Source organism: Cryobacterium sp. MDB1-18-1 (genome assembly GCF_004402735.1).
Classification (GTDB): Bacteria; Actinomycetota; Actinomycetes; order Actinomycetales; family Microbacteriaceae; genus Cryobacterium; species Cryobacterium glucosi.
Genome location: NZ_SOFR01000013.1, coordinates 46,881 through 59,609, shown reverse-complemented (window position 1 = coordinate 59,609; position 12,729 = coordinate 46,881). Strand labels below are relative to the sequence as shown.

Below are 12,729 nucleotides of genomic sequence, written 5' to 3'. Positions count from 1 at the left end.
CAGCATGTCCAGCACGGTTCCAGCGTCGACCATCCCCCAGCGGATGCCTCGAAAGGCCGCGGCAGCGGCATTCGTCGGCAGCGCCCTCGAGTACTACGACTTCTTCATCTACGGCGCCGCGGCCGCCCTCGTCTTCAACCACATCTTCTTCTCCGCCGCCGACCCGGCGATCGCGACCATCGCCTCCCTGGCGACATTCGGCGTCGGCTATGTCGCCCGGCCGTTCGGCGGGCTGATCCTCGGCCACTTCGGCGACCGGATCGGCCGCAAGCGGGTGCTGATCCTCACCCTCGTGATCATGGGGGTCGCGAGCCTCGCGATCGGCTTCCTGCCCACCTACGACCAGATCGGGGCCTTCGCCCCGGCCCTCCTCGTGCTGTGCCGCCTCGCGCAGGGGTTCTCGGCCGGCGGGGAAGCGGCAGGGGCGAGCACCCTCGCCATCGAGCACGCCCCCGAACATCGCAGGGCGTTCTTCTCCGGTTTCACGATGACCGGGTATGCGGCCGGTATGGTGCTCGCCACCATCGTCTTCATTCCCGTCGCGGCCCTACCGGAGGACCAGCTGTATGCCTGGGGCTGGCGGGTGCCGTTCCTGTTGAGCGCGGTCGTGCTCGTCGTCGCATACATCGTGCGGTCCCGTCTCGACGAGACGCCGGTGTTCGCCGAGACGAAGTCCGTCGCCGCCGTCGAGAGGTTCCCGGCCGCGCAGGTGTTCCGGCACCAGTGGCGCGACGTCGTGCGCGTGCTCGTCTGCTCTCTGTTCGCTGTGACGCAGACCGTGTTCACCGTCTTCGGCCTCGCCTATGCGACGAGCCCCGCCGTGGGCATCGATCGCGGCACGATGCTGTGGGTCGCGACCGTGTCCATCGCGGGTTCCCTCGTCACCATCCCGCTGTTCTCGGCTCTGTCGGACCGCATCGGGCGCCGGCCGGTCTGGATCATCGGCACCCTCGGTTCCGCGGCGACCATCTTCCTCTATTTCTGGGCGATCTCGACCGATTCGATCCCGCTCATCTTCCTCGGCGGCTTCCTGAACATGACGCTGTTCTATTCGATGGTCAACGGGCTCTGGCCGTCGTTCTTCACGGAGATGTTCGCCGCGCCGGTGCGCTACTCCGGCTTTGCGATCGGCACCCAGCTCGGATTCCTGCTCGCCGGCTTCGCTCCGAGCATCTGTTATGCCCTGCTCGGGAGCGGGATCGACGGCTGGGTTCCCGTCGCCGTCTTCACCGCAGCCACCATGGTGCTCTCGGCGATCGCCGCCGTCACCGCGCGGGAGACCTTCCGGGTGCCGACCGCCCTGCTCGGGGCCGACGCGCTGCGCGTCGAGGCACCGGAGCGACGTCGATCGACGGTCGGCGCTGGCTAGTGTCGGCGGGGTGACGTACACTCCCAATATCGAACATTTGTTCGATCATTACGGAGGAGCCACCGAATGCCCCAGATCATCGACATCCGCGTCGACGTCGAGCTTTCGGCCGACGGCGACCCCCGCGCCTTCACCTGGGACCGCTTCGAGCACACCATCATCGGGCAACCGCAGGCGGTGTTCACGCGCACCCGCTGGTGGGAGAACGACGGGGTGCCCACCCGCATCGACACCGAGCTGTGGCGGGTCGACGCGGCCCGCGGGGGCGAGGAACAACACCGGTACGACCTGCGACGCGACGTCGACGGGTCGTGGGTGCTCGCCCTCGACTGGGGATGAACGAGCCGGGCACGGGCCGGTCGGGCACTGCCGGGCCGGGCACCGGCTTCCCGCACCTGCACGTCGCGAGCGCATACTCGACCCACTACGGGGTGACGCTTCCCGAAGCGCTTGCCGGCCAGGCGAGGGCCCAGGGCGCCTCCTTCCTTGCACTCACCGACCGTGACGGGCTCTATGGGGCCGTCAAGCACCTTCGGGCGTGTGGGGCGGAGGGCATCCGCGCCGGCCTCGGGGCCGACCTCGCGGTGCACGACGACGACCGGCTGCCGCTCGGCCGCGTCGTCGTTCTCGCGCACGGAGGCACCAGCGGCCGTGGGTATGCTGCCCTGTGCCGCGCCGTGTCCGCCGCCCACCAGGCCATGTCGACCGGAACAGGGCGCGAGCCGAGCATCGGCCGGTCAGAGCTTGCCGAACTGGCCGGGCTCCGGGCGCTGACCGTTCTGCTCGGGCCGGTCTCAGACGTCGGTGAGGCGATCGGCCGCCGCGCGACGAAGGAAGCCGGCGCCCGGCTCACGGCCTGGCAGGGATCGATGCCCACCGGGTCGGTGTGCCTCGAAGTCGTCTGCCATCTCGCCGAGCCCGGCAGCCGCGGCAGCGTCACTCCCGCGACCCGCATGCTCGCCCTCGCCGAGCAGAACGGCCTGCCCGCCGTGCTCACGAATGCGGTGCGCTACGGCGAGCCGGAGGACGCGGTGACCGCAGACCTTGCCGACGCCGCCCGCACCCTGACCCCGCTCGCCGAGCTCGAGCAGCCGCAGACGAACGGACAGGCCTGGCTCAAACCGGCAGGCGCGATGCGGCAGGTGGCCCGCATGGTCGTCGATGCCGGCCTGCACGACGACGGCGCGCTCACCCGGCTGCTGCGCGATACGGACATGCTCGCCGACCGCTGCACCCTCGACCCGCAGGCCGACATCGGCCTCGGTACCCCGCGGATGCCGGAGGCACGCGTGATCGGGGTCACCGGCGACCCGCTCGCCGAACTCTGGAAACGCGGACGATCCGGCGTCGACGAACGCTACGCGGCATCCGGTCGGACGGCGGTCGAAACGGCGCACGCCCGCCTCGAGTACGAGATGGCGACGGTCGAGCATCTCGGCTTCGCGAGCTATTTCCTCACGGTCGCCCGCGTCGCCGACCTCGTCAGGGGCATGGGCGTTCGTATCCAGGCCCGTGGCTCCGGCGTCGGCTCGGTGCTCAACTACGCCCTGCACACCTCATCGGTCGAGCCGATCGCGAACGGCCTGCTCTGGGAACGGTTCCTCTCCCCCGAACGCCAGACCCTGCCCGACATCGACCTGGACGTGGAGTCAGCGCGCCGCCACGATATCTACCGCGCCATTTTCCAGACCTTCGGTGCCGACCGGGTCTCGCTGATGTCGATGACCAACGCCTACCGCGGCCGCGGCGCCGTCAGGGACGCCGGGCTGGCCCTCGGCATGGATGCCGGGCAGGTGTCGGCGATCGCGAAGCAGATGTGGCGGTTCAACGCCCGCGACTTCCGCCGTGCCCTCGAGGAGAAGCCCGAGCTCGAACCGCTCGCCGCCGAAGTGCGCGCCTCGCAGCAGCTCGATCAGCTGGTCGACCTCACCGCACGGCTCGACCGGCTGCCGCGGCACATCTCGGTGCACCCGTGCGGCGTGATCCTCTCCGACGCGAGCCTGCTCGACCGCACCCCGGTGCAGGCGTCGGGAATGGGACTGCCGATGTCGCAGTTCGACAAGCACGACATGGACCCGATGGGCCTGATCAAGCTCGACATCCTGGGCGTTCGGATGCAGTCTGCGATGGCGCATGCCGTCGAGGAGCACCGACGCCTCACCGGCGAGAGCATCGACCTCGACCGGATCCCGCTCGACGACGAGCCGACCTTCGAGCTCATCCGCTCGACGCGCACCCTCGGCATCTTCCAGCTCGAGTCGCCAGGCCAGATGGAGCTCGTCGGCAAGCTGCAGCCCGAGGTCTTCAACGACCTCACCGTGGAGATCTCCCTGTTCCGACCCGGCCCGATGCAGAACAACATGCCCCTGCTCTACCTGCAGGCGCGGCACGGCGAGGTCGTGCCGGACTACATCCACCCGCGTTTCGAACCGATCCTGCGGGAGACCCGCGGCGTCGTCATCTTCCACGAACAGGTGATGCGGCTCTTCGACGAACTCACCGGCTGCGGCCTGGGCAAGGCGGATGTCTTCCGCAGGCACCTGGGGAAACCCGAGCAGCTGCCCCTCATCGAGGCGTACGTCCGTGAGCAGGCCCTGGGCCGCGGATTCCCCCCGGCGGTGATCGACCGGATCTGGACCGTGCTCGCCGGATTCGGCAGCTTCGGCTTCGCCAAGGCGCACGGCGCCGCGTTCGCCCTGCCCACCTACCAGTCCGCGTGGCTGAAGACCCATCACCCTGCGGTCTTCCTTGCCGGTCTCCTCACCCACGACCCGGGAATGTGGCCGAAGGACCTGCTCGTGGCCGAAGCCCGGGCGCTCGGGGTGCCCGTGCTTCCGCTCGACGTGCAGCACAGCGTGCTCGACTACCGGGTCGAGGATCTTCCTCCTGGCCACGCCGGGCCTGTCCAGGTCGAACCGGTGACTGCCGGGTCTCCCGGGCCTGCCGGGCCGCGCAGAGGCATCCGCCTGGCGCTGCCAGAGCTTTCGGGCAGCACCGCCGCCGAGAGGGCCCGGATCGTGCGGCACCAGCCGTTCTCCTCGCTCCAGGACTTCCGGGACCGGGTGCGGCCACGGCGGTCGAGCTTCGAGGCGCTCGCACGGGTCGGCGCCCTCGACAGCTTCATCGGCTATGACCGTGAGCGCCGGCATGAGCTGCTCGCGCACATCCAGTCGCTCCGCGGCACGGCCGTCGCCGTGCACGACGACCAACTCGCCTTCGACGTCGACCTGCCGGTCCCCCGGTACACCGGCGACCGGTTCACCGCCGTCACCTCCCTCGAGCTGCGCGGCCGGACCCAGACCGAACTCGAGCTGCGCGACCTGAGCCTCGCCGTGTCCGGGCACCAGCTCGCCCGTTTCTATCCGCTCTTCGCCGAACTCGGCGTCACCCCGGCGTCGGCCCTCGCCGACCTGCCCGGCGGCACCGAGGTGCTCCTCGCGGGCGTGCGGCGGGCGACGAACACCCCGCCGATGCGCGGCGGGCGACGCGTCGTGTTCGTGAGCCTCGACGACGGCACCGGGCCGGTCGCGAACGTGGTGTTCTTCCACGACGCCCAGGAACGCATCGGCGCCCCGGTCTTCCAGACCAGGCACCTGCTCGTCCGCGGCCGCACCAGGCGCTCGGGTGCGAAAGGGGTGTCGGTGACGGGCGACTCGCTCTGGGACCTCGCGGATGCCGCCCGGCTGGTCAAACAACGGCACAGCGCCGAGCGCGCGGCCGAGAACTCTGCGGGCGACGAGGCCCGGGCCGAGGCCCTGGCGGCCGAGCTCGCCGCGGTCGCGCCCACAAACGTGCGCCACCTCTGGTCCGCGCGCTCCGCCTGATCCGACACGCGAACCCGGCCCACGAACCCGGCCCACGGAACGGCCGCGACCCGTCCGGGCAGGCGAATGCCCGGTGCCGCAGGCGCGGCACCGGGCATCCGATGGATCCTTGTACCGGCCGTCCGGCGGTAGATCCGGACGGCCGTTCGACTATCCGGCGGCTACTGGGCCACCTGGCTGGTCGTTTCCACGTTCAGCCACGGGCCGGCGGGAACGGCGGACCGGTCCACGAAACGCCAGTTGACGTGGTCGTTGTCGCCGTCGAGGTCGGTGAAGCCGAGGCATCCGTTGAGGGCGGGCGACACGTCGGTGCCTGCGCCCTGGCTCGGGTCGCCGCTGAACTGCTTGTTCACCGGACGGGCGTCGTTGCTTCCGAACACGTAGGCAGCGTCGTGGTACAGCGAGCCGCTCGAGGGGCCCGCGTCCTCAACCTGTCCGTAGCACGTCTGACCATTGGGACCGGTGAGCTGGACCCAGTGGTTCTTCATGTACGAGTAGTTCGAGTCACCATGGTGAGCGCTGTACGGGGCCACGTTCGCCCACGGTACGACGGTGTCGCGGTTGGCGAACGCCGTCGCGTCGTTGACGTCGTCGTAAGGAAGATCCAGGTAGAACGGGTTCTCGAGCGGCTTGGGCTGGCTGGTCGGGAAGTAGCCGTTGGCAGCGGTGCGCTTCTCTGTCGTGCACGTGAAGGTCGCAGCGGTCGCGCCGCTGGACGGGCCATCGCACCCGCCGACGGGCGAGCCGCCGCAGCCGGTGTCCGTTGAGGACCCGAGCTGAACGCCGGTGTGGTGAAGCGCCCACTTGCTGTCATAGGTGCTGCAGACCTGGCTGCCGTCGCTGAGGTTCGCGTTGAAGATCTCGCCGACCCAGAAGGTCGTCGACACGATATTGGTGTGCAGCGGGGACGTTCCGATGGCGATGGGGGGCGTCGTCGGAGTAGGCGTCGGCGTCGGCGTAGGAGTAGGCGTCGGCGTCGGCGTCGGCGTCGGCGTAGGCGTAGGCGTAGGCGTAGGCGTGGGCGTAGGAGTCGGAGTCGGAGTCGGGGTGGGCTTCGGCGTCGGCGCAGGCGTCGGAGTCGGAGTCGGAGTCGGAGTCGGAGTCGGGGTGGGCTTCGGCGTCGGCGCGGGCGTGGGCTTCGGCGCAGGCGTCGGAGCCGGCGTGGGCTTCGGCGTCGGCGCAGGCGTCGGAGTCGGAGTCGGAGTCGGAGTTCCGTTGTGGTGGTTCTTACGGTGTGACCACACCCCGGTCACGGCGAGCCAGCCTGACGGTGCGCTCACGGACGATGAACCGGACGACGAGCGGGACGACGAGGACGAGGAGTCGCCGGAGGCGAACGCACAGGAGGCCGTTGTGCCGACGACGATGCACAGGGCCGCCGTTGCGGCCAGGACACCGCCTGCGAGTTTGCGACGCGCGGTTGTACTACGCGGCGAGGACTTCTCGGCGCGACGAAAGAGCTGTTGCATGGAGTTTTTTGCCTTTCAAATGACCGGAACGCGCCGATCACAAATCCATCCACAGAACCTACGACACGCATTTTCGATGGGTTGACTGTAACCCATTCGAAGTACACGGCTCCGGAAAATACCCCCAGTTTTACGGCTGCGCTAGGGGCTTGACAAACAAAAAAACTGAGAGATCGCCGTAATCACGGGGAACTCACGACACATTCATAGCTGAGAAACTCTCAGGAAGGAAAACCCTCAGCGCTGTGTTTAACGGGGCGTCGGAGTCTGAGTCTGCGCCGGTGTCGGTCTCGGTGTCTGAGTCGGCGTCGGATTGGCTTCGATGAAGTCATCTCCACCGTACTTCGCATTCGCGACCGACATCACCGCCGGCCACATCCGGTGCCGGGCGGTCGCGGCCTGGCCGCTGTCGAAGTATGTGGTCCGCTGGTTCGCATCGCCGGTGAGGCTGACCACCGCGACGACGGTTGCAACCTTCGTACTCGACCCGGTCATCCAGGTGTCCTTATTGCCGTCCGTCGTACCGGTCTTTCCGATCACGGGCACTTGCGGCGCCATGCCCCGGTTCGACTGCTGCCCTGTCCCGGTCGTCATGACCTTGTGCATGGCGTAGGCCATGCCCGCCGCGACCGTGGGGTTGACGGAAGCCGCGCACTCGCTGGTCGGCACGGGAACCTCAGCGCCGGTCGGGCCAACGATGCGGTCGATCACGACCGGACTGCACGTCACCCCCCTGTTCGCGATTCCCGCGAACGCGACGGCCATGCTCAACGGCGCGATCTCATTCGTGCCGATCACCGACGCAGCGCTCTGCAGGAGAGGGGTCGCATCAGCGCGGTGCATCCGGAATGCCTCAGCCGTCTTACGGATTCCGCACAGGTCGAGCTTCTTGGCCATCCCGATGTACCCGGTGTTGATCGAACCCACGGTGGCTTCGAGGGCGCTGTAGTGCGCCCCACTCTCGTTGGCGTCGTTCTTCGGGTTCCACTTCTCCTTGTCGTAGTTCTGCGGGCCGAGGCAGCTGTCCTGGAAGGTGCCCCAATTGGCCTTGCGGCGGGAATCGACGCGTTCGTAGAGAGCGTGACCTTCCGTGAGCCACTCGGCGAGGGTGAACACCTTGTACCCGGAACCCGGCTGGAAGCCACTCGAACCGCCATCGGCATAGTCGGTGTTGTAGTTGATGCTCGTGTAGTTCGCTCCCGTGGCCTCGACGACAGGATCCTGGCTGTAGTCCTTGTTCTGCACCATCGCAAGCACACGACCGGTGCCGACCTGCACGCTCGAGATGACAGCGCCGACATCCCAGCCGGGGAAGGTCGACGGCACATTCTGCTTCATCGTGGCCTCCGCGGCATTCTGAAGGTCCAGATCAATGGTTGTGTAGACGTTGTAGCCACCCCGGCGGAAGTTGAGAAGCCGGGTGTCGGCATCCGCCCCGAACGCCGGGTCGTTCCGAAGCACATGGGTCACGTAGTCGCAGAAATAGGCGCTTCCGCCCGCGGTCTGGCAGCCGGTACTGGGCTCGTGGATGCTGGGTTCGACCGGTGCCGCGACCGCCGCCGCGTAATCGTCCGGTCCGATCGTGCCGTACTTCAGCATCGTCCCGAGGATATAGTCCCGACGGTCCCGGTTCGCCGCGTAGCCGTTCGCCGTACCGTTGGAGGCGCTGTTCGGGTCGTCGAGCTGGAACTTGACCGGGTTGTTGATGATGGCGACGAGGCTCGCGGCCTGCGGCAGGCTCACGGCCGCCGCCGTCGTGTTGAAGTAGTACTCGGCGGCCGCCTCGATTCCGTAGACCGTTCCTCCGAAGCCGGTGATATTGAGATACTGGCGAAGGATGTCCTTCTTGGAGTATTTCTTCTCGACGCCGATCGCGAGCCGCATCTCCTTGAGCTTGCGCTCGGCGCTCGTTCGGGTGGCCGTCGTGTAACAGGAGTCGCGCGCCACGGGGTCGGAGAGTACCTCGCACTTCTGAACGAGGACATTCTTGACATACTGCTGAGTGATGGACGACCCGCCCTGAGTTTCCCCGCCAAGGCTCACCCTGAGTCCGGCCCTGATCGTGCCCTGCATGTCGATGCCGCCGTGTTCATAGAAGCGCGGGTCCTCACTCGAGACCGCGGCATCCGTCACAAAGGGGCTGATCGAGTCCGAGCCGACCTCGATCCGGTTCTGGTCATAGAAGGAGGCGAGCAGGTAGGGAGAGCCATCACCCCGCATCGCGTAGATGTTGCTCTTCTGGGAGAGCCTGTCGATCGACAGGAATTCCGGAAGGTTTTGGAAGGTGTTGATCGTGTCCGTCACGGCGAGTCCCGACAGCGCGACGACCGGCGTCACCGACGCGGCGATCAGGAGTCCGGCAACCCCGCTCATGGCCACAAGCCCGACCAGCCCGCCGATCACACCCCGAGGCGTGCGCCGCTCCTGGAATTCCGTCGTCCGCATCTGAACCCCCCATCACGGTTCATGGAACCCCGGCGCCGACAGAATTGCTAGGGGCGTCTCACGATCGTTATCGGAGCGATCAGGTCTGGGCAACGGATGTCGAGCAGGCCCGCCGGGGAGCTTACCTGGCGGTGAGGATCAGCGCCGGTGCTACCGGGGCCTTGGTCGCCTCGACCTGAAGGCCCACCCAGACGCTCTGCCCCGCGGGAATGGTGCTCGCCCAACCCGCTCCGGTGCACGTGATCGAGGTCCTGACCTTGACCGTGCACGTCATCCCCCACGCGTTGGTCACCGCAGTCACGGTCGGATCGGACCACGTCACGCTCCAGGCTTTGGCACCGGTCGCACTCTTCACCTGGAAGTCGGCGACGTAGCCGGCGCCCCACGCGCTCTGCAGGTTCCACGTCGTGGTGATCGAGGCCGTGCCGGGGACGGGAGTCGGAGTGGCGGTCGGAGTCGGGGTCGGAGTAGCGGTCGGCTTCGCAGTCGCCGTCGGCGTCGGCGTCGCAGTCGGAGTAGCGGTCGGCTTCGGAGTCGGTGTCGGAGTCGGAGTAGCCGTCGGAGTCGGAGTAGCGGTCGGCGTCGGCGTCGCAGTCGGCGGAACGACGATCGGAGTCCCTGCACCGAGCAGCGGCGTGAGGGCCGTGAGCTTTGCCGCCTCCGGGGTGACCCAGTCGTCCTTGACGATGCCGCCGGTGTCGCCGCTGTTCGGGTTGAACGACCAGTACGCGAAGCTCATGCCATTGCTCGAGAGGTACGGTACGAGCTTGGCAAGCCATTTCTGGTCGGATTCGGTCGCAAGCTTCGTACCGAACTCGCCGAGCAGCACCGGTGCGATCCCGGTCTTGCTGATGTAGCCCCAGTTCTGGTCCCAGACGGTGGCGAGGTTGTCCGGGTAGTTGGCCGCGCTGAACCACTTCTGCGCGTAGACCGTCGCCGGGTAGTCGTGCGGCGAGTACACCACCTGGTTCGCGACGGAGAGGATGACAGGCTTGCCCTTGACACCGCTCAGGCCGCCACCCCACCAGGTGGATCCGCCGGTGGCCTGGTTCTCGATGCCCTCGACGAGGATCAGCAGCCGGGGGTTCACGGCGAGCACGGCGTTCCCACCGCGGGTCGCGGCCGCCTGCCAGTCGATCGCGGGGTTACCGCAGCCCCAGCATGCCTGCCCGTGCGGTTCGTTGTGCAGGTCGAAGCCGATCACGGTCGGATCATTCTTATACCGGGTGGCGAGTGCCTGCCAGTCGCTGATCCACTTGGCTTCACTGTATTGCGCCGTGTACCAGAGCTCCGATTGGGCTCCGGAATCCGGACGGTGCCGGTCGAGGATGACATTGAGTCCGGCGACCTTCGCCCGGGCGATGACCGTGTCCATCAGCCGCTGCGGGGTCAGTCCCGCGAGGGTCGGATTCACCGCGTAGTTGATCGAATTGCTGGGGGCCCCGCCGAGGCACTCGTTCGAGAACGGCAGCCGCAGGGTGTTGAATCCGAGCGACTTGATCTGCGCGAGGCCGGCGTCGAGGCCGATCGTCCAGAGTCCGTGCGGGGCGCAGTTGCTCGTCTCCATTCCGAACCAGGAGATGGCCTTGACGACATACGTCTGGTTGGCGGAGTTCTGGATCGTGCCACCCGCGGTGTGCAGCCAGCCGGACGGCGCACTGACGGAGGATGCCGCGAATGCCGCCGGCTGCGGAGCCGCCGTCACGAGGCCGCCCGTCAGGAGCAGGGCGGCAGCCACGAATGCTACCAGGCGTCCGGTGGCGCCTCCGCGCCGCGGTCGTACCGACGCCGTTGGGGAAATCTGCCTCGTGGCATAGCTGTCGCGAGCACTCATGCTGGTCCCCCAGTATTCCGCGGACGTGGTTCCCGATGGCCACCCCTCGGGGCGGCAAGATCGTCCGTTAGCCCCATCGTAGGGGTTCCCGTGTTTCGGCACGGTAACAAGCTGCGCCGGGCACAGAAAACGGGCCCCGCGACTACCGCGAGGCCCGTTCGATACTGCCGGATCGGATCAGGCGACGGCCGGAACCGCGGTCTTCTTCGAAGCGTGCGGCGTGAGGACGAAGATCGCCCAGCCGAACAGGCCGACGAGGATGCCGAGGCCCATGGCGAAGAAGGAGACGCCGAAGGCGACGATCGAGGTGAAGAGCGAGGCGCGCAGCAGCGACGCGGTCATGACCGTCGGGCGGACCTTGTCGTCCTGGGCGAGCTCGGCGTACGTCTTGCCGCCCGAGGCCTCCATGGCGTGGTGGTTAATGATGTTCGCCTGCGCGAGGGCGGAGAGGGGGTTGTCGACGGTCGTTCCGGCGAGGAACGATGCGTCGGCCGCGACAGTAATCTTCTCGCCGCCCAGCTGGCTGCTGACGGTGCCCCAGACGACGCCGCCGACGAGGAGCATAACGAGGCCGCCGATAATGCCGAGGAGGCCGATAATCCGAAGAATACGCGCCTGGCCGGAACCGGCGATCAGGGGCTGGGCAGCCGTTGTCGTAGCGGTTGTCATGAGATACCTTTCCTGGTGTCGCGCCTGTCGTGACACTCGTGTTACCCCCCAGTCTGCCAGTAATGAAAGCGCATTCATCACATTTTCTCTGCCGATTGCAACATTGGTGGTAAACGTTTGCACGGTGGCGGAGGAAAGGCGCGGCATCCGTTGGATGCCGCGCCTTTCCCAGCGTCTGAACGCCGGTTTCGCCTAGAAAACGGTCAGGCCCCTCGCGCGGAATTGCTCCCGCACGCGCTCCTGCAGATCGTTGTCGGGGGGCGTCACCCCGTGCAGCGGGTACGGGATCTCGAGCCGGTCCCACTTGTCCTCGCCCATCTGGTGGAACGGGAGCACTTCGACGCGCTCGACGTTCGGCCAGCGGGAAATGATTTCCGCGACGGCGTCGACGTTGTCGACGGCATCGGTCAGTCCGGGGACGAGCACGAAGCGGGCCCAGACGGGGATTCCCTTTTCCGCGAGGCGATCGCCGAAATCGAGTGTCGGCTGGAGCTCACGCCCGGTGACCTCTTTGTACGTGTCGTGAAGACCGGACTTGACGTCCAGAAGCACGAGGTCGAGGTTGTCGAGCAGCGTCTCTGACGCGCTCTTCCCGAGGAACCCCGAGGTGTCCAGGGTGGTGTGGATGCCGAGCTTGTGGCATTCCTCGAAGATGCGCTCCACGAAGGCCGGCTGCATGAGCGGCTCACCGCCGGAGATGGTGAGGCCTCCCCCGGTTGCGTCGAAGACGCCCTTGTAGCGCTTGAGGCGCGTGACCAGGTCGTCGAGGGTGGTGATCAACCCGTCGCGCATCTTCCAGGTGTCCGGGTTGTGGCAGTACTGGCAACGCAACAGGCACCCGGACAGGAACAGGGTCATCCGCGTTCCGGGACCGTCCACGGCCGTGACGAGTTCCCAGGAATGGACGCTCGCCACCGAGCCGTTGTGAATCGCGGCCATCTCGAGGTGATGGAGTTCGGCAAGTTCAGCTTGTTCGGTGCTGGGAGTCTTGCCGTCCTCCAGCGCGACGAGTGCGATGGCGGGGCCGACGCTGGGTAGGCCGAGGTTTATTGCGGGCATTGTCTCGTCCTACTCAGCGTCGCCGCCATCTGTTATCGGTGGATATTAGTGCTGGTGAAT

At 67.3% G+C, this 12,729-nt stretch carries 9 protein-coding genes; 4 read left to right on the top strand and 5 right to left on the bottom strand.

Going from position 1 to position 12,729, the window contains the following annotated elements; genetic code table 11:
* Nucleotides 1-4: 4 nt before the first annotated feature.
* The 3 genes from E3O50_RS02800 (at nt 5) to dnaE (ending at nt 5,193) form a co-directional block, all read left to right on the top strand.
* Complete coding sequence (locus tag E3O50_RS02800; RefSeq protein WP_134560022.1) at nt 5-1,369, top strand: MFS transporter; 1,365 nt, start codon at nt 5-7, stop codon at nt 1,367-1,369.
* Between the two features lie 66 nt (nt 1,370-1,435).
* Nucleotides 1,436-1,708, top strand: a complete 273-nt coding sequence (locus E3O50_RS02795) for a hypothetical protein (protein WP_134448872.1) — start codon at nt 1,436-1,438, stop codon at nt 1,706-1,708.
* Nucleotides 1,705-5,193: a DNA polymerase III subunit alpha gene (gene dnaE / locus E3O50_RS02790; RefSeq protein ID WP_134560020.1), complete on the top strand. Its 3,489-nt coding sequence runs from the start codon at nt 1,705-1,707 to the stop codon at nt 5,191-5,193. Before E3O50_RS02795 ends, dnaE begins: the two co-directional genes overlap by 4 nt.
* A gap of 161 nt (nt 5,194-5,354) precedes the next feature.
* On the opposite strand, the gene E3O50_RS19025 is transcribed toward dnaE, so the two are convergent.
* Nucleotides 5,355-6,080 (bottom strand): hypothetical protein, encoded by a 726-nt coding sequence (locus tag E3O50_RS19025; protein ID WP_166787356.1) that lies wholly within the window; start codon nt 6,078-6,080, stop codon nt 5,355-5,357.
* On the opposite strand from E3O50_RS19025, the gene E3O50_RS19325 reads away from it, so the two are divergent.
* Nucleotides 6,046-6,747 (top strand): hypothetical protein, encoded by a 702-nt coding sequence (locus E3O50_RS19325; RefSeq protein ID WP_174774639.1) that lies wholly within the window; start codon nt 6,046-6,048, stop codon nt 6,745-6,747. The two genes, E3O50_RS19025 and E3O50_RS19325, sit on opposite strands and share 35 nt — an antisense overlap.
* Before the next feature lie 164 nt (nt 6,748-6,911).
* Here the strand turns inward: E3O50_RS19325 and E3O50_RS02780 are convergent, their stop codons facing one another.
* The 4 genes from E3O50_RS02780 to pflA form a co-directional block, all read right to left on the bottom strand.
* Nucleotides 6,912-9,107, bottom strand: a complete 2,196-nt coding sequence (locus E3O50_RS02780) for a transglycosylase domain-containing protein (protein WP_134560018.1) — start codon at nt 9,105-9,107, stop codon at nt 6,912-6,914.
* Nucleotides 9,108-9,228: 121 nt separating this feature from the next.
* Nucleotides 9,229-10,845: a cellulase family glycosylhydrolase gene (locus E3O50_RS02775; RefSeq protein WP_241975447.1), complete on the bottom strand. Its 1,617-nt coding sequence runs from the start codon at nt 10,843-10,845 to the stop codon at nt 9,229-9,231.
* A gap of 273 nt (nt 10,846-11,118) precedes the next feature.
* Nucleotides 11,119-11,610: an aromatic ring-opening dioxygenase LigA gene (locus E3O50_RS02770; RefSeq protein ID WP_174774638.1), complete on the bottom strand. Its 492-nt coding sequence runs from the start codon at nt 11,608-11,610 to the stop codon at nt 11,119-11,121.
* Nucleotides 11,611-11,802: 192 nt separating this feature from the next.
* On the bottom strand, nt 11,803-12,669 hold the full coding sequence (pflA, locus tag E3O50_RS02765; RefSeq protein WP_134448868.1) for a pyruvate formate-lyase-activating protein: 867 nt from the start codon (nt 12,667-12,669) through the stop codon (nt 11,803-11,805).
* Nucleotides 12,670-12,729: the final 60 nt, after the last annotated feature.